The organism is Micromonospora sp. DSM 45708 (genome assembly GCF_039566955.1).
Lineage (GTDB): Bacteria > Actinomycetota > Actinomycetes > Mycobacteriales > Micromonosporaceae > Micromonospora.
In genome coordinates, this window is sequence record NZ_CP154796.1 from 2,757,868 (window position 1) to 2,775,084 (window position 17,217).

14 protein-coding genes are annotated in these 17,217 nt (G+C 75.2%); 9 read left to right on the forward strand and 5 right to left on the reverse strand.

Annotated elements, in window-relative coordinates:
• Positions 1 to 72: 72 nt before the first annotated feature.
• Positions 73 to 2,409 (forward strand): endopeptidase La, encoded by a 2,337-nt coding sequence (gene lon, locus VKK44_RS12145; protein WP_343447029.1) that lies wholly within the window; start codon positions 73 to 75, stop codon positions 2,407 to 2,409.
• 121 nt (positions 2,410 to 2,530) lie between these two features.
• On the opposite strand, the gene VKK44_RS12150 is transcribed toward lon, so the two are convergent.
• Positions 2,531 to 4,291, reverse strand: a complete 1,761-nt coding sequence (locus VKK44_RS12150) for a DEAD/DEAH box helicase (protein ID WP_343447030.1) — start codon at positions 4,289 to 4,291, stop codon at positions 2,531 to 2,533.
• Positions 4,292 to 4,407: 116 nt separating this feature from the next.
• A complete protein-coding gene (locus VKK44_RS12155; protein WP_343447031.1) occupies positions 4,408 to 5,235 on the reverse strand; it encodes a hypothetical protein in 828 nt (275 codons plus the stop codon).
• A gap of 600 nt (positions 5,236 to 5,835) precedes the next feature.
• Between VKK44_RS12155 and VKK44_RS12160 the strand changes: the two genes are divergently transcribed.
• The 3 genes from VKK44_RS12160 (at position 5,836) to VKK44_RS12170 (ending at position 7,710) form a co-directional block, all read left to right on the forward strand.
• Positions 5,836 to 6,510 (forward strand): sensor histidine kinase, encoded by a 675-nt coding sequence (locus VKK44_RS12160; RefSeq protein ID WP_343447032.1) that lies wholly within the window; start codon positions 5,836 to 5,838, stop codon positions 6,508 to 6,510.
• A complete protein-coding gene (locus VKK44_RS12165) occupies positions 6,507 to 7,112 on the forward strand; it encodes a response regulator transcription factor (protein WP_343447033.1) in 606 nt (201 codons plus the stop codon). Before VKK44_RS12160 ends, VKK44_RS12165 begins: the two co-directional genes overlap by 4 nt.
• 64 nt (positions 7,113 to 7,176) lie before the next feature.
• Complete coding sequence (locus VKK44_RS12170; RefSeq protein ID WP_343447034.1) at positions 7,177 to 7,710, forward strand: 2'-5' RNA ligase family protein; 534 nt, start codon at positions 7,177 to 7,179, stop codon at positions 7,708 to 7,710.
• A 39-nt stretch (positions 7,711 to 7,749) separates the two neighbouring features.
• Here VKK44_RS12170 and VKK44_RS12175 read toward each other — a convergent pair whose 3' ends face one another.
• Entirely contained in the window at positions 7,750 to 9,945 is a 2,196-nt protein-coding gene (locus VKK44_RS12175) for a family 43 glycosylhydrolase (RefSeq protein WP_343447035.1), read from the reverse strand.
• A gap of 181 nt (positions 9,946 to 10,126) precedes the next feature.
• Between VKK44_RS12175 and VKK44_RS12180 the strand changes: the two genes are divergently transcribed.
• Together VKK44_RS12180 and VKK44_RS12185 are read left to right on the forward strand one after the other, a co-directional pair.
• The gene (locus VKK44_RS12180) at positions 10,127 to 11,083 is read left to right on the forward strand and encodes a hypothetical protein (RefSeq protein ID WP_343447036.1); all 957 of its coding nucleotides are present in this window, start codon (positions 10,127 to 10,129) and stop codon (positions 11,081 to 11,083) included.
• Between the two features lie 155 nt (positions 11,084 to 11,238).
• A complete protein-coding gene (locus tag VKK44_RS12185) occupies positions 11,239 to 12,231 on the forward strand; it encodes a linear amide C-N hydrolase (RefSeq protein WP_343447037.1) in 993 nt (330 codons plus the stop codon).
• Here the strand turns inward: VKK44_RS12185 and VKK44_RS12190 are convergent.
• Both VKK44_RS12190 and VKK44_RS12195 read right to left on the reverse strand, forming a co-directional pair.
• Positions 12,228 to 12,842 (reverse strand): HDIG domain-containing metalloprotein, encoded by a 615-nt coding sequence (locus VKK44_RS12190; protein ID WP_343447038.1) that lies wholly within the window; start codon positions 12,840 to 12,842, stop codon positions 12,228 to 12,230. The genes VKK44_RS12185 and VKK44_RS12190 overlap by 4 nt on opposite strands.
• A gap of 73 nt (positions 12,843 to 12,915) precedes the next feature.
• Positions 12,916 to 14,352: an LVIVD repeat-containing protein gene (locus tag VKK44_RS12195; RefSeq protein WP_458351663.1), complete on the reverse strand. Its 1,437-nt coding sequence runs from the start codon at positions 14,350 to 14,352 to the stop codon at positions 12,916 to 12,918.
• A 153-nt stretch (positions 14,353 to 14,505) separates the two neighbouring features.
• On the opposite strand from VKK44_RS12195, the gene VKK44_RS12200 reads away from it, so the two are divergent.
• The 3 genes from VKK44_RS12200 to VKK44_RS12210 are packed head-to-tail and all read left to right on the forward strand — an operon-like array spanning position 14,506 to position 17,114.
• Entirely contained in the window at positions 14,506 to 15,201 is a 696-nt protein-coding gene (locus VKK44_RS12200; protein WP_343447040.1) for a DUF305 domain-containing protein, read from the forward strand.
• A 39-nt stretch (positions 15,202 to 15,240) separates the two neighbouring features.
• Positions 15,241 to 16,452, forward strand: a complete 1,212-nt coding sequence (locus VKK44_RS12205; RefSeq protein ID WP_343447041.1) for a sensor histidine kinase — start codon at positions 15,241 to 15,243, stop codon at positions 16,450 to 16,452.
• Positions 16,449 to 17,114 (forward strand): response regulator transcription factor, encoded by a 666-nt coding sequence (locus tag VKK44_RS12210; protein WP_343447042.1) that lies wholly within the window; start codon positions 16,449 to 16,451, stop codon positions 17,112 to 17,114. The genes VKK44_RS12205 and VKK44_RS12210 overlap by 4 nt, the downstream gene beginning before the upstream one ends.
• The last annotated feature ends 103 nt before the right edge of the window (positions 17,115 to 17,217 follow it).

Sequence of the window (17,217 nt, forward strand, 5' to 3'; positions counted from 1 at the left end):
ACATGCTGGAACAAGGGCCACGGTTTGTTACTTGAGTCAGACACGCTCAACCAACGTGATGGCAGGTGTTCGATGGCAACTCTTCCGGTACTTCCCCTGACCGACGCCGTCCTGCTGCCCGGGATGGTCGTCCCGGTGACCCTCGACCCGACCACCCAGGCCGCGGTCGACGCGGCCCGCGCCACCGGCGACAAGACGTTGCTGGCGGTGCCCCGCATCGACGGCGAGTACGGCTCCGTCGGCGTGGTCGCCACCATCGAGAAGGTGGGCCGGCTGCCCAGCGGTGAGCCGGCGGCCGTGGTGCGCGGCATCGCCCGCGCCCGCATCGGCTCCGGCGTGCCCGGTCCCGGCGCGGCCCTCTGGGTCGAGGCGACGACCCTCGACGAGCCCGCTCCGGCCGGCCGCGCCCGCGAGCTGGCCCGCGAGTACCGGGCGCTGATGACCTCGGTGCTCCAGCAGCGCGGCGCCTGGCAGGTCATCGACGCCATGGAGCGGATGACCGACCTCTCCGAGCTGGCCGACTCGGCCGGCTACGCGCCCTGGCTCAGCCTGGCGCAGAAGACCGAACTGCTCGCCGCGCCGGACGTCACCGCCCGGCTGGAGCTGCTGGTCGGCTGGGTGAAGGAGCACCTGGCCGAGCAGGAGGTCACCGAGCAGATCAACACCGACGTCCGCGAGGGGCTGGAGAAGTCCCAGCGGGAGTTCCTGCTCCGGCAGCAGCTCGCCGCGATCCGCAAGGAACTCGGCGAGGACGAGCCGGACGGCTCCGCCGACTACCGCGCCCGGGTCGAGTCGGCCGACCTGCCGGACACGGTTCGCGAGGCGGCGCTGCGCGAGGTCGGCAAGCTGGAGCGGGCCAGCGACGCCTCACCCGAGGCGGGCTGGATCCGTACCTGGCTGGACACGGTCCTGGAGATGCCGTGGAACACGCGTACCGAGGACCACACCGACCTGGCCGCGGCCCGGGCGGTGCTCGACGCGGACCACGCCGGCCTGGCCGACGTGAAGGACCGCATCCTGGAGTACCTCGCGGTGCGCAACCGCCGCGCGGAGCGCAACCTCGGTGTGGTCGGCGGACGCGGCTCCGGCGCGGTGCTCGCCCTGGCCGGCCCGCCCGGCGTCGGCAAGACCAGCCTGGGCGAGTCCGTGGCCCGGGCGCTCGGCCGCACCTTCGTCCGCGTCTCGCTCGGCGGGGTCCGGGACGAGGCCGAGATCCGCGGTCACCGGCGCACCTACGTCGGCGCGCTGCCCGGCCGCATCGTGCGGGCGCTGCGCGAGGCCGGCTCGATGAACCCGGTCGTGCTGCTCGACGAGGTCGACAAGCTGGCCGTCGGTTATGCCGGCGACCCGGCGGCGGCCCTGCTGGAGGTGCTCGACCCGGCACAGAACCACACCTTCCGCGACCACTACCTCGAGGTCGACCTCGACCTGTCCGACGTGCTGTTCCTCGCCACCGCCAACGTGGTGGAGAGCATCCCCGGCCCGCTGCTGGACCGGATGGAACTCGTCACGCTCGACGGGTACACCGAGGACGAGAAGGTGGCCATCGCCCGGGACCACCTGCTGCCCCGGCAGCGGGAGCGGGCCGGGCTGACCGCCGACGAGGTGACCGTCGCCGACGAGGCGCTGGCGCTGATCGCCGGGGAGCACACCCGGGAGGCCGGCGTCCGGCAGCTCGAACGCGCGCTGGCGAAGATCCTGCGCAAGGTGACGGTGGCGTTGGCGTCCGACCCGGCCCCGGTCCGTGTCGACACCGGCAACCTGGTTCGCTACCTGGGCCGGCCCAGGTTCACCCCGGAGTCCGCCGAGCGCACGGCCGTGCCCGGCGTGGCGACCGGCCTGGCCGTCACCGGCGCCGGCGGGGACGTGCTCTTCATCGAGGCCACCAGCATGGAGGGCGAACCGGGTCTGACCCTCACCGGTCAGCTCGGGGACGTCATGAAGGAGTCGGCGCACATCGCGCTCTCCTACCTGCGCTCCAACGGACGACGCCTCGGCATCGACCCGAACGCCCTCGCCGGGCGGCGGATCCACGTGCACTTCCCGGCGGGCGCGGTGCCGAAGGACGGCCCCAGCGCCGGCATCACCATGGTCACCGCGCTGGCGTCCCTGGCCACCGGCCGGCCGGTCCGGCCCGAGTTCGGGATGACCGGCGAGGTGACGCTCTCCGGCCGGGTGCTGCCCATCGGCGGCGTGAAGCAGAAGCTGCTCGCCGCGCACCGGGCCGGCCTGACCGAGGTGATCATCCCGAAGCGCAACGAGCCGGACCTGGACGACCTGCCGGCCGAGGTGCGTGAGGCGCTGACCGTGCACCCGCTCGCCGACGTGGCGGACGTGCTCGCGCTGGCGCTGCGTCCGGCCGAGGTCGACGCGGAGAGCCTCGGCGGTCAGCCGCTCGCCGCGGCCTGACCGGTCCCCACGAACCCCCGTCGCCCCGTCGGGCGGCGGGGTTCGTGGTCCGCAACGCGAGATGAGTCCGGCTGGATCGTCCGGGCCGCCGTCGGGCCGAGCCGGCGCGGTGGGCCGCCGCCTACCGGCGGTCGCGCCGGTCCCGGGGATCGAAGCGGCGTTCGCCGCCACCGTCGCCCTCACCGTCCCGGTCCCGCCGGACGGTGGCCTTGCGCCCCTTGATGGTGCTGCCCCGCAGACCCTGGATCACCTCGTCGGCCATGCCCTGCGGCACCTCCACCAGCGAGAACCGGTCCGCGATCTCGATCGAGCCGATGTCCCGCCCGCTCACCCGGGTCTCCCCGGTGATCGCGCCGACCAGGTCCTGCGGCCGTACCCCGGCCCGTCGGCCCAACCCGATGAAGACCTGGGCCGTGCCGGCGGCGCGGGAGCGTACGCCACCGCGCCGGTCCCGACTCTCGGACCCGGGCCGACCCTCCCGGTTCGGACGGACCGCGACCTGCGGGATCTCCTCCTCGTCGGCGGTGCCGGGCAGCGTGGCCTCGTGCGCCAACCGCACCGCGGCGAGCGCGACCTCCATCAGGTCGAACTCGTCGGTCAGCGACTCGACGACCGCCCGGAACGGCTCCAGGTCGTCCTCGAGCAGCGACTCCCGCACCGCGGCCTGGGTCAGCTCGAACCGCCGGGTGCGCAGGTCGGCCACCGTCGGGATCTTGTCCACCGTGATCCGCTGGCCGGTGACCCGCTCGATCGTCTTCAGCATCCGGTGCTCGCGCGGCTCGGCGAGCGTGATCGCCACGCCCTCCCGGCCGGCCCGGCCCACCCGGCCGATCCGGTGCACGTACGCCTCCGGCGCGGACGGGACGTCGTAGTTCACCACGTGGGTGAGCTGCTCGACGTCCAGCCCGCGGGCCGCCACGTCGGTGGCGACCAGCAGGTCCGCGGTGCCGGCGCGCAGCCGGCCCATCACCCGGTCCCGCTGCTCCTGGCTCATCCCGCCGTGCAGCGCCTCGGCCCGGTAGCCCCGACCGTTCATCGTCTCGGTGAGCCGGTCCACCTCCTCGCGGCTGCGGCAGAACACGATCGCCGCGGTGGGCGACTCGACGTCCAGCACCCGGCCCAGCGCGGCCGGCTTGTGCGCCCGCGCCACGATGTAGGCGCTCTGCCGCACCCGCGGCGCCTCGCCGGCCACCTGGCGCTCGCGCTCGATCCGGATCCGCACCGGGTCGGTCAGGTGCTGCCGGGCCAGTCCGTCGATGCGGGCCGGCATGGTGGCCGAGAAGAGCACCGTCTGCCGGCCGGCGGGGGCGTGCTCCAGGATCGCCTCGATGTCCTCGGCGAAGCCCATGTCGAGCATCTCGTCCGCCTCGTCCAGCACCACCGTGGCCAGCGAGCCCAGCCGCAGCGTGCCCCGGGCGATGTGGTCCAGCGCCCGGCCGGGCGTCGCCACCACCACGTCCACCCCGTGGTCGAGGGCCCGCAACTGCCGGCCGATCGGCTGCCCGCCGTAGATCGGCAGCACCCGGGCGCCCAGTTCCTTGCCGTAGCGGTGGAACGCCTCGGAGACCTGCACGGCCAGCTCCCGCGTCGGCACCAGCACCAGCGACACCGGGTCCCCGTCCGGGCGGGTCGCCGGCATCCGCTGCAACAGCGGCAGCGCGAACGCGGCGGTCTTGCCGGTGCCGGTCGCCGCCTGCCCCAGCAGGTCCTGGCCGGCCAGCAACGGCGGGATGGCCTCGCGCTGGATCGGGGTCGGCTCCTCGTAGCCGAGCGCGGCCAGCGCGCCCAGCAGCTCGGTGCGCAGCCCGAGATCCGCGAAGGCGGTGGCGTCCTCGGCGTGGGCGGGAATGGCGGGGTCGGTCGGGGTCGGTGCGGCGTCCATGTGGCAAGCCTTTCATCACCCCCCGAGGCGGGTCGCGGCGACCGGCGCAAACGTTCGCCGCGCCACCCCGGGCCGTCCCCTCCGGGTGACCCGGCCGGGCCCGTGCCCCGGCCGGGTCACCGGGACAGGACCGCCAGCAGCGTGGTGATCCCCACCGCGACGTCCAGCACGGCGCACCACTGCGCGTACCCGCGGGGGACCACCCGGCCGGTGCGGTGGTGCCGGACGTCCCAGCCGGCGTGCCCGAGCCACCCCAGGCCGACCAGCACCCCGGCGACGCCCGCCGGCGCGACCGTCGCCACGACCGCGAGCCCGCCCCAGCCGGCCAGCCCGGCGAGCTGGACCGCGAGCTGCCGCCGGTCGGCCCACTGCCGCCGGCAGGTGCCGAGGACCAGGTAGCCGGCCGGAAGCACCAGCAGCGTCCAGGGCGGGACCGCCTTCGGCGCGAACCACAGGTCGGCCGTCATGAGCAGCGCCAGCCCGGCCGGCCAGCGTCGCGCCACGGCCGTCGCCACCGGATGCCGGCGCGGCGCGGCGACGGGCGCGGGATCGTGCCGCAGCCCCACCAGCACCATCGCCGGCAGCATCAGCAGGTGCCCGCCGAGCATCAGCACGTGGTCGTCGACCAGGCCGGCCCACCAGGGCGGGAGCAGCAGGAGAACCGGCACGGACATGGCCGCCGTCATCTCCAGCGTGGCGGTCCACCGGTGGCCGCGGTGCCACATCCAGGCGACCATGCCCAGCGACATGTCCGTCGCCATCACCAGCGTGGCCACGTCCGGCCGGGCCAGCACGTCCGCGCCGCCGAACGCCTGCCCGCCCGCCTGCCACAGCGGGCCGAGCAGCACCATGCCGGCCACCATCGCCACGACCATCCCGGCCAGGTGCCGGGCCCGCGTCCACCCGGCCCGCGACCGGGGTACGTCCACCGTCATCTCCGTCATGCCCCGACCCTGCCCGCGGCGGGCGCACCGGGGCAGACGCATCCGTCACCGGGGAACCGTGCGCAACGCACGGGTCGGCCGTGACGTTCGGCCGGGCCGACCGGCGGGTCCGGGCCCTAGGATCGGCGGGCATGACGGTCGATTCGGCGGACCAGTGGCTGCGCCGGGCCCGACGGGTCACCCTGCTGTCGCTGGCCACGAACGTGTGGACCACGGTGCTGCTGCCCGCCGTCGGCCTGGCCCGGGAGCCGGACCCGCTGCGGGCGGCGCTCGGCGTGGTGGGGCTGCTCGGCTTCACGGTCGCCCAGGTGGCGGTGCTGCACGCGGCGGTCACCCCGTGGCTGGCCACCGCGGCCCGGCGTCGCCGGCACGTCGCGCTGGTGGTGGCCGCGCTGCTCAGCCTTCCGCTGGTCGGCCCGGTGGCGGCCGGCGTCTGGCCCACCTGGGCCTGGTTGGGCGCGTCGTTGGTGGGCATGGCGCCGCTGCTGTTCCGGCCGTCGGTGGCGGGCGTCGCGGCGGTCGGGGTGGTCGCCGTCGCCGCCGCGGTCACCCGCCGGGACCGGTGGGCCGCTGCCCACGGCGCTGCTGGTCACCGGCGGGGTGGGTGCCGGGATCGCGGGGCTCACCTGGGTCCAGGTGTGGTTCTGGGACCTCCTGGTCGAGGCCCGGCAGGGGCAGGCCGCCGGGGCCCGGCTCGCCGCCGCCGAGGAGCGGCTGCGTTTCGCCCGCGACGTGCACGACCTGCTCGGCCACGACCTCACCGTGATCGCGCTGAAGGCGGAGCTGGCCGAGCGGCTGGCGCCGGTGGACGCCGCCCGGGCCGGCCGGGAGGCGGCGGAGGCGCGGCGGCTCGCCGCGTCCGCGTTGACCCGGGTCCGCGCGGCCGTGCACGGCTACCGCGCCGTCGACCTGGCCGAGCAGGCGGTCGCGGTGGGGGAGGTGCTGCGCTCCAGCGGGGTGCGCTGCACGGTGGTGCCGCCGGACGCCGACCTGCCCGGCCCGCTCGCCGCCGACCTGGCCGCCGTGGTCCGGGAGGCCGGCACGAACGTGCTGCGGCACAGCCGGGCCGGCTGGTGCCGGATCGAGATCGTCCGGGCGGACCGCCTGGTGACGGTGACCGTCCGCAACGACGGCGTCCTCGGCGCGGGCCCGGACCGGCTCAGCGGCGGCCTGCGCGGCCTGGCCGACCGGCTGGCCCCCGCCGGTGGCCGGGTCCGGGCGTCCGCCGAGAACGGCGTGTTCAGCCTGGTGGCGACCGTGCCGGTGACGCCGTGATCCGGGTGCTGCTGGCCGACGACGAGGAGCTGATCCGGCTCGCGCTGGCCGCGCTGCTCGACCTGGAACCGGACATCGAGGTGGTGGCGCACGCCGCCGACGGGCGGGCCGCCCTGGCCGCCGCGCTGGCCCACCGCCCGGACGTCGCCGTGCTGGACCTGGAGATGCCGCCGCCCGGCGGCCTGGCGGTCGCCGCCGAACTGACCCGCCTGCTGCCCGGTTGCGCCCCGGTGATCCTCACCGGTCACGGTCGGCCCGCCCAGCTCCGGCCGGCGCTGGCCGCCGGGGCGCGCGGCTTCCTCGCCAAGGGCGCTCCCGGCGGCGCGCTGGCCGACGTGATCCGCCGGGTGCACTCCGGCGCGCGCTACGTCGACCCGGCGCTCGCCGCCGACGCGCTGACGCTGCCCGCGTGCCCGTTGACGCCGCGCGAGCTGGAGACGCTCCGGCTGGCCGAACTGGGCACCCCGGTCGCGGTGATCGCCCGCCGGACCCACCTGGCCGCCGGGACCGTCCGCAACCACCTGAGCGCCTGCGTGCAGAAGCTCGGCGCCGCCGACCGGTCCGAGGCGGTCCGGCGGGCCCGGGAGGCCGGTTGGCTGTGACACGTGCGGTCCGGCCATCGGGTACGGGGCGTTCCGGCCTCCCCTCGGGGACTAGCCTGATCCCGTGCGGACGGTGGAACTGCTCTGCTCACCCGAGCTGGACGCCACGGTGCGGGCAGCCTGGAGCCGGCTCGCCGCCGCCGGCCTGCCCAGCCTCGCCCGCAACACGCACCCGACGAACCGGCCGCACCTGACGCTCGCCTCGGTCGACGAGTTCCCGCCCGGCGTGGAGCAGCGCCTCGCCGATCTCTGTGACGCCGCGTTGCCGCTGTCCGTGCGGCTCGACCGGGTGGCGGTGCTCGACGGCAGCGCGCCGCTGGTCTGGCTGGTCCGTCCGACGCCGCAGCTGATCGCGCTGCACGGCGCGGTCTGGGACGTGCTCGCCGGGGCGCCCGGCCCGCACCCGTGGCACCTGCCCGGTCGCTGGGTGCCGCACCTGAGCCTGGCGCTGCGCTTCCGGGGGGCGGACCGCCGCCGCGCCCGGGCGGTCGCCGGCGCGGACCGCGCGGCCGGGGCGTTCGTGGCCGCCCGCAGCTATGACGGCGACACCCGCACCGTCACCGAGCTGACCGCCATCTGCCCGCGACCCGGCGGCTGAGCCCGGGGCCGCCCCGGTCCGGGGCGGCCCCGGAGGCGGTCAGCGGTGGAAGCGGAGGTAGTCGAACTCCGCCGTCACCGACGGCGTCGCGCCGCCGTGGGCGACGAGGCCGATCCGCGGCGTCGTGTCGGCCGGGAACGTCCACACCGCGCCCCACGTCCAGTGCTTCCCGTCCCGGCTGGAGCCGGCGCGGAACTCGTGCTCGCCGGTGACCCGGTCGACGTGGTGGGCCAGGCGCAGCCAGGTCGTGGTGCCCGGGGTACCGACGATGCTGCCGCCGTAGACCGGCTGGCCGGCGAAGGGCAGCTCGTAGCCGAACTCGACCTGCCGGGTGTTCCAGATGGCCACCTGGGTCAGCCGGGCGAACCGGTCGTCGTCGACGTACGCGACGAGGCCGGCCTGCTGGTAGTTGCGGACGCTCTCCTCGCCCAGGTCGAGCGTCACCTTGGTCTCGGCGAGGTAGTCACCGGTCGGCGCGTCGCGCAGCAGCACCCCGGCGGTGTTGCCGGTGCCGGAGAGGTCGGCGTCCTGGACCGGCCAGCGCAGCGCGCCGTCGGACACGGTCGCGGCCGGGTCCTGGCGTACCCACCGCCAGGCCGGGTCGAGGCCGCCCGAGAACTCGTCGGAGTAGCCGCGCAGCACCGGGCCGACCCGGGGCGGGGCGACCTCGTGCCGGACCGGGCGGTACAGGCGGGCGGCGCTGACGTTGTCGAACTCGGCCGGGCCGCCCTCGGCGCGCAGCGCCAGTCGGCCGGTCACCGGCCGGGCAAGCCGCAGCGACACTCGGGCGACCGGGTCGCCGAGCCGGGACGGGCTGAGCGTGGCGACGAGCTGCTGGCCGCGTACCTCGACGGCGAGGTTGTGCCGGTCGCGCAGGTCGGTGCCGGCGGGCAGCGCGACGGCGGCCCCGCCCGCGGTGAGCCGTCCGTCGCCGGCCCGGACATCCACCGTGCCGAGCCGCAGCCCGGCCGTGGTCGCGCCGGTCAGCCGCAGGTCGGTCTCGACCCGCAGGTCACCGCCGGTCCCGGTACGCGAGGCGAGCGTCCCGGTGCCGGTCAGCACGCCGCCGGCGGCCCGCCACGAGCCGGACTCGGTCCGCCAGTCACCCAGGTCGGCGGTGCCGAAACGGGCGTCGACGCGACCGCTGGTGACCGGCGCGGGGCGGGCGCCGTCGGACGGGCCGGCGCCGGCGTTGACGGTGGGCCATCCGTCCACCCAGTCGAGGCGGTCCAGCAGCATCGGCCGCTCGTTGACGCCGAACGGCTCGTCCAGGTACGGGTCGGCCCGGTCGATGGCGTGGTAGGCGATCCAGTCCTGTCCGGACAGGTCGGTGAGCACCGCGTTGTGACCGGTGCCGATCCACCGGTTGCCGTTCTGGGTCAGCACCGGCGTGCCGCCGGCCCGGGAGACGTCGAGGCGTTGGCCCTCCCGGTCGACGAACGGGCCGCGCGGGTCACGGGCGCGGCCGACCTGGACGGAGTAGCCGGTGGCGGGGCCGGCGCAGCAGTTCGCGGTGGAGGCGAAGAGGTAGTACCAGCCGTCGCGGCGCAGCGCGTAGGCGCCCTCGAACTTGTTGTCGACCGCGACCGGGGTCGACGTGCCGACCGCGCGCAGCCCGTCGGGGGACAGTTCGGTGACCGAGATGCCGCCGTAGTAGCTGCCGTAGTAGAGGTAGGAGCGGCCGTCGGCGCCGGTGAGCTGACTCGGGTCGATGGTCCACAGGTAGCCGCCACCGGCGCCGGGGCGCGGGGCGACCACCGGCGTGTCGACGAACGTCCAGGGCCCGGCCGGGCTCGGCGCGGTGGCCACGCCGACCGCGGTGTCGAACGTGTCGTCCGAGACGGTGGTGTCGGTGACGGTCATGTACATCACCCAGCGTCCGCCGATCCGGCGCACGTCGGGCGCCCAGAACGCGGAGCCGGCCGCGGCGTAGGCGGGCCGCTGGTCGGCGTCGAACGCGTCCCCCACGTAACTCCAGTCGACCAGGTCGGCGGAGCGGGCGATGGGCACCCGGTGGGCCCGGCCCTCTCCCTCGCGCAGCGGGTCGGAGGTGCCGAAGGCGTACCAGGTTCCGTCGTCGCCGCGGACCACGACCGGGTCGGCGAAGGTGTCGGCGAATCCGGCGGAGACCGGGTTCGCGTAGCGGTCGGGCCCGGCGGCGGGCGCGGGCGCCGCGCCGGCGAGCACAAGGGTGAGTACGGCGGCGAGCACGCCGCCGCGGTGGAGGTGTCGCATCGGGCCTGCCTCGGAGTAGACGGAGGTCACTGCGGTGCACACGTTTGTACAGCGCTGGATACAACGTTGTAAAGAACCGTTCGGAGGAGAGTGGGCGCATTGCCCCCGGCGGTCCCGCCGCGAGTGATTACGTGTGGTGCAGACTCAGTTGCGCCGTGTCCCGAGGAGAGGGGACGGAGACATGCGAGTGCCCAGCCGTAGCCCCGGTCGCCAGCCCGGCCCCACCGCCGCATCGCCCGCTCCCACCCGCCGACTGCCGGCCGGCGACCGGCGGGGCGCCGGGCCCGACCTGGCCGCCTACCGGATGGCGGTGGCGGACCTGCTGGTCGAGGTGGGCGCGTTGGCGGACGCGCCCTCGGTCACCGCCCGGCAGGTGCTGCTCGACCAGCGGCTGCGCGAGCCGGCCATCGCCGCGGTCCTGGCCGCCACCCCGCAGGGACTGGTCGGCGCGCGGGAGACGCTGCTGTTGGAGATGGCCCGCCACCAACCCGACGCGCGCGGCTCGGCGCACGACCTGACCGCCCTGGTCCGGATCTTCCTGCTGTCTCGCATCGACGTGCTGTGGTGGCGGGACAGCCCGACGTTCCGCACCGACGACCAGGTGCGCACCAGCACCGAGCTGGTCGACCTGGAGTGGCTGCGCCGCCGCGGGCTGCTGGAGTTCCGCTACCGCGAGCAGCCCGCCACGGTGCTGGGGCGCGGGCTGCACGCGCTCCGGCGACGGGTCCGTCCGGACGCCGGCCCGCGCACCGCCGGCCTGCTGTTCCGCCGGTCCCGCCGCGAGCTGGTCGCCTTCCTCAACGACCTGGCCCGCGAGTTCGCCACGGTCACCCGCCCCGGCACGCCGCCGCTCTGGGTCACCAGCCTGGCGCGCAGCGCCGAGCACCAGTACCGGCTGCGCCGCCTGGGGTACGCCGCCATGGTGCCCAGCGGGCACTGCCTGGGCTGGGCGGCCGACGTCGAGCTGGACTGGTACGAGCGGTTCGGCGCGCGTACCGCCCTGGCCGGGCTGCTGCTCGGCCGGCAGGAGGCCGGCGAGATCAACGTGGTCGACGAGGGACAGGCCTGGCACCTCTGCCTCGCGCCCTCGACCCGTCGCCGGTACCGGCGGGCGTACGAGGCCGAGATGGGGTGCTGACCACCGGGGCCCCGGGCGGCGCCCCTCTTCCGGCGCCTGCCCGGGCTGCGCGTGGACGCGGGCCTGCGCCGACGGCGTGGCCCTCCGCGTCCGGCCCGGATTCCCGCCCCGGCCCGTGATGGACATCCGGGCGTCCCTCTTCTAGCGTCGCGGGCATGCGGAGGACGCTCATCGCCACCGGTCTCGCACTGCTGCTGCTCGGCACCGGCTGCGGGGAGAGCCGCCCACCGGCCGGCCCGGCCGACGCCGGCACGCCGACCGCGTCCCGCCAGGACCCGGGCCAGGCCGAGCGCACGCTGGCCAGCCTGCGCAAGGTCGACGACCTGCCGCTGTACGAGATGACCTACGTCGGCGACTACGACCCGACCGCCGGGGTGGCCGACAGCACGCCGCCGAGCCCGTTCGGCTGCTCGCTGTTCGCCGCGCTCGCCGACCGGGACCGGCCGCTGTTCGCCCGCAACTTCGACTGGCAGCCGAACCCGGCGCTGGTGCTGCGCACCGACCCGCCGGACGGGTACGCCTCGATCTCACTTGTGGACATCTCCTACCTGGGCGTCCCCGCCGACCCGGCCGGTGACCGACGGCTGCTCGACGCGCCGCTGCTGCCGTTCGACGGGATGAACGAGCGTGGTCTCGCCGTGGGGCTCGCCGCCGACGACGGCGCGCGGGCCGAGCCGGTGGCCGGGCGGCCCACCGTCGGCTCGGTGCGCATCCTGCGCCTGGTGCTCGACGCGGCGGCCACGGTGGACGAGGCGGTCGCCGTGTTCGAGCGGTACAACCTCGACTTCGACGGTGGCCCGCCGCTGCACTACCTGCTCGCGGACGCCACCGGGGCGTCCGCGGTGGTCGAGTTCGTCGACGGGAAACTGCGCGTCGACCGGCGTCGGGGTCCCTGGCAGGCGCTGACCAACGTGCCCGCCGTCGGCGTGCCGGATCGGGAGCTGCGCCAGGACCACCGGTACGGCGTGCTGGCCCGGGAGCTGGACCGGGCCGGCGGGAAAATCGACTCCGCCGGCGCGCTGCGCCTGCTCGACGCGGTCCGCCAGTCGCACACCCGCTGGTCGGTGACGTACGGGCTGCGCAGCGGCGAGGTGCGGCTGGTGACCGCGGGCGGCGGCGTGCGCGACTACCGGCTGCCGATGAGCTAGCCGGCCGGGTGCCCGTGCCGGCGGGCGAGCACCGCCAGGTCCGGCTCGCCGAACCGCTCGACGAGCGCCGCGAACCGGGCGACCTTGTCCGCGCCGAAGCGCCGTACGGCTGCCGAGTACGAGGTGGCGGAGACGAACGTCGGCGGGGTCGTCTTGCTGTGGAACTTGTCCGCGTACATCACCAGCACCTCCTCGCCGGTGACCGGTGTCCAGTCCGCGACCGGGAGCGGGAGCCGCTGCCGGAGCACGTCCTCGCGGGTGATCCCCACCCCGGTGTGCCGGGAGCAGAACCGGCCGAGCGTCTCGGGCAGACCCGCCTCCCGCAGCAACGCGTGGCCCAGCACGCCGTGCCGGACGTAGTTCGCCCGGTCGAACCGGCCGGCGGCGTCGTGGAGGCGGTAGACGCCGATGTCGTGCAGCAGGCTGCCGGCCCGCACCAGGGCGACGTCCAGGCCCGCGTCGTGCCGCTCCAGCAGTTGCTCCGCCACCTCGCACACGATCCGGCAGTGCGTCCAGACGAGGTGGAACGCTTCCTCCGTCGGCGCGTGCCGCTCGTGCAACGCCCGGATCTGCGCGTCCGTCGGTACGGCGGTCCGCTGGTCGATGGTCATGGTGCCGGGTCCCCTCACATGGTCGGGCCCGGCATCCCTCGGGGATGCCGGGCCCGGTGCGGCCGTCGTCAGGTCACCAGCTCAGGTAACCCGCCTGGGTCTGCGCGTTCAGCTCGGGCACCCGGACCAGCTGGGCCAGCCAGGTACGCGGGTCGCGCAGCTCCAGCACGTCCAGTCCCTTCTGGATGTCGCTGGAGTAGATGTGGCCGTTGTACCAGTAGGCCGACCAGGAGCCGCCGGTGCGCAACTGGGTGGCGTCCAGCGGGCCGCGCTCCCAGTAGGCGATCTCCTTGGGCGTGCGGGAGTCGGTGAAGTCCCACACCGAGATGCCGCCCTGGTACCACGCCTGGACCATGATGTCGCGGCCGGGCACCGGGATCAGCGAGCCGTTGTGCGCCACGCAGTTCTCGGTGTCCGCGTTGACGCGGGGGATCTTGTAGTAGCTGCGGAACGCCAGCTTGCGGGCGTCACCGCGGCCGGTGATGTCGTAGATGGCGTCCGCGCCGCGGTTCGGCCCGACCACCTCGTTGCAGGTCGCCGCGCCGCCGCCACCCAGCTCGTCGGTGAAGACGACCTTGGTGCCGGCGTTGTTGAACGTGGCCGAGTGCCAGAACGCGAAGTTCTCGGTGTCGGTGACCCGCTCGATCACGCGCGGCGCTTCCCGGTTCTTGATGTCGAGCAGGATGCCGTCACCCATGCAGGCGCCGGCGGCCAGGTCCTTTGACGGGTACGCGGTGATGTCGTGGCATCCGGTGGTGGCGGACTTCTCGCCCGGGATGCCCGGGTAGCCGCCGTCCGGGAAGAGGTTCGGCGTGGCGACCACCGAGGCCGAGGTGGGACTCTTCACCGGCACCTTGACGATGGAGATGGAGTCGTGCGGCGGCTGGCAGTCGGGGAACTCGGCCCGGGGGCTGTACGACGAGACGTACAGGTAGACGTCGCGCCGGTCCTTGCCGGGCACCAGCGTGTGGGTGTGCGAGCCGCACGCCGTCTCCACCGACTTGATGTAGCGCGGGTTGCGCTTGTCGCGGATGTCGAAGATCTTGATGCCCTCCCAGGACTCCTTCACGGAGGCGGGCTGGGCGGTGCTGGCGCACGAGTCGTCGGTGCGGGACGAGTCGGTCGACACGAACAGCAGGTCGCCGCTGACCGAGATGTCGTTCTGCGAGCCGGGGCAGAGCACCTGCGACACGATCGACGGCCGGCTCGGCCGCGACACGTCGTAGATGACGAAGCCGTCGTAGTTGCCGACGAACGCGTACCGGCCCTGGAAGGCGATGTCGGTGCCCAGGGCGGCAGTGGTGTCGAACGGCGCCTGCTTCGGCAGGTTGGCCACCTGGCGCAGGTTGGGGCTGCTGGAGATCTCGTCGACACCGGGGACGACGTTGTCCGCGGTGGCCGGCGCCGCCTGGGCGCGGGGGAGTTCCTGGGCGCTGCTCGGCGGCGCGGCGACCACGCCGGCGAGCAGCAGGCCGGCGGCGGCGAGGCTGACGGTACGGACACGGGACATATGGATGTTGATCATCGGCAACACCCTTCGAAAGGGGATGATGATTCGCCACACCTTACCGATCGGCGACCGTCATCAATGTGACGCCGGTCACATCGAGGAACTTTACGCTCCGGATAGGATCGCTGTCACCTCGACCGGAGGGAGGCTCGTATGACCGGCCGGCAGGCACGCGTGTGGCTTCCCGTCACAGCGCTCGTCGCGCTCCTGGTGCTCGGCGGCCTGGCGCTGGCCGGGCGCGACGACACCCGTCCGGCGGCGGCGCGGCCCAGCCCGGCCGCCGCCGCCCCGACCACGCCGGCCGCCACCGGCTCGGCGCCGCCGGTGCTGGTGCCGGGACGCCCGGGCGAGCCGGCCGCCACCCACGACGGCGGGCAGGTCCGCAACGCGGCGCCGCGGTTCAACGGCCTCGACGTCTGGTACGTCCGGATGATGATCCCGCACCACGAGCAGGCGCTGGAGATGGCGACGCTCGCCCCCGACCGGGCCGCCGACCCCCGGATCCGCGCCGTCGCCGACCGGATCCGGGCCGCCCAGGGGCCGGAGGTCGGCGTGCTGCGGGCCTGGCTCAGCACCCGCGACCTGCCCGCCGAGGTCACCGGGCACGACCACGCCACCATGCGCGGGATGCAGTCCGCCGAGGCGATGCGGCAGCTCACCGCCGCCCGGGGCGCGGCGTTCGACCGCCTCTTCGTGCAGATGATGACCGCCCACCACCAGGGCGCGGTGGTGATGTCCACCGACCTGCTCAAGGTCGGCGCGGACCAGGCCATGCAGGAGTTCGCCAACGCGGTGGCCGTCGAGCAGTCGACCGAGATCACCCGCATGCGGGCCCTCCTCACCCGCTGACCGGGCCCGGCAGCACGGCCGGCCCGCCCCGTACGCTGGGTGACCGTGGACCGCCTGATCCTCGGCCGTCCGGTGCGCGGCGTCGCGTTCGACGCCGCCGTCTCCGGGCTGGTCGTCGTGTTCGCCGTGCTCGGCCTCCTGGCCGAGCAGGGCGGCAGGCCGGCGTTCGCGGTCGGCGTGGCGATGGCGGCGGCGTTGTTCTTCCGGCGCACCCACCCGTCCGCGGTCGCCGTCGTGGTGGCCGCGCTCGCGCTGGCCCAGGTGATCGTCGGCTGGGGGCCGCTGGGCTACGACATCGGCGTGCTGATCGCGCTCTACAGCGTGGTCAAGTACGCCGACCGGTCCTCCGACGGCATCCTGGCCGGGATCGGCGCCGCGATCGGCGTGCTGCTCTCCGCGCTCTCCTGGCCCGGGCCGTCGCCCTGGTGGGCGGGCGCGCTCTACTACGGCCTGGTCACCGGCGCGGTCTGGCTGGTCGGGCTGAACGTCCGCACCCGGCGGCTCTACGTGCTCAGCCTGGAGGAGCGCGCCGCGACGGCCGAACGCGAGCGGGAGGCCGAGTCACGGGCCGCGGTGGCCGAGGAACGCACCCGGATCGCCCGCGAGCTGCACGACGTGGTCGCGCACAGCATGGCCGTCATGATCGTGCAGGCGGACGGTGTGCGGTTCACGCTGGACCGGGACCCGGCGACCGCGCGCGAGGCGGCCAAGGTGGTGGCGGACACCGGCCGGCAGGCGCTGGAGGAGATGCGGCGGCTGGTCGGCGTACTCCGGGAACCCAGCCGGCCGGAACCGGCCGCGATGGCGGACGAGCCGGCGCACCGGCGTCCCGCGCTGGTCGAGCTGCCCGCGTTGCTCGACCGGTTCCGCGCCGCCGGGCTCCGGATCGACTGCGGCGGCGCCGGCACGCCGGTGGCGTTGCCGCCCGGCCTGGAGCTGACCGTCTACCGGGTGGTGCAGGAGAGCCTGACCAACGCGCTCAAGCACGCCGGCGTGGGCGCGTCGGTCGAGCTGACGCTCGACTGGGCCGCCGACGCCGTCGCGGTCCGGGCCGTCGACGACGGGCGCGGTCGCCCGGTGGTCCGGCCGGCGCCGTCCGGCGGGCACGGCCTGGTCGGCATGCGGGAACGGGTCGGGGTGTACGACGGCAGCCTCGCCGCCGGCCCCACGCTGGCCGGCGGATGGCGGGTGGAGGCCCGGCTGCCGCTGCCCGCGGCGGCCGGCACGGAGGAAGGGAGCACGGCGGCATGACCGTGCGGGTGATGATCGTCGACGACCAGGCGCTGGTGCGCGCCGGCTTCCGGATGGTGCTCGACTCCCAACCGGACCTGACGGTGGTCGGCGAGGCCATCGACGGCGCGGACGCGCTGCGGGTGCTGGAGCGGGTCGAGGTCGACGTGGTGGTGATGGACCTGCGCATGCCCACCATGGACGGGGTGGAGGCGACCCGGCGGATCTGCGCCCGGTCGGACGGGGGCCGGCCGCGCGTGCTGGTGCTCACCACGTTCGACACCGAGGCGGACGCGTTCGCCGCGCTGCGCGCCGGGGCGAGCGGCTTCCTGCTCAAGAACGTGCCGCCGGAGGAGTTGCTGGCCGCGATCCGGGTGGTCGCCGAGGGCGACTCGGTGGTCGCGCCGTCGATCACCCGGCGGCTGCTCGACCGGTTCGCCGGGCAGCTCGGCCCGGACCCGACCGAGGACCCGCGGCTGACCCAGCTCACCGAGCGCGAACGGGAGGTGCTGCTGCTCGTGGCGCAGGGGCTGTCCAACGCCGAGATCGCCGCCCGGGTGCACGTCGCCGAGGCGACCGTGAAGACCCACGTCGGCCGGATCCTGGCCAAGCTCCAGCTCCGCGACCGGGTCCAGGCCGTCGTGCTGGCGTACGAGAGCGGGCTGGTGACGCCCGGCGGCTGACCCGGCGTACGCCTCGGGTCGTACCGGACCGCCCGGGCGGGGCGACCGCAGGCGTACCGAGGTCGAGCACGCCGGTGGAGATCAGCGCCGGGGTGCCGGCCAT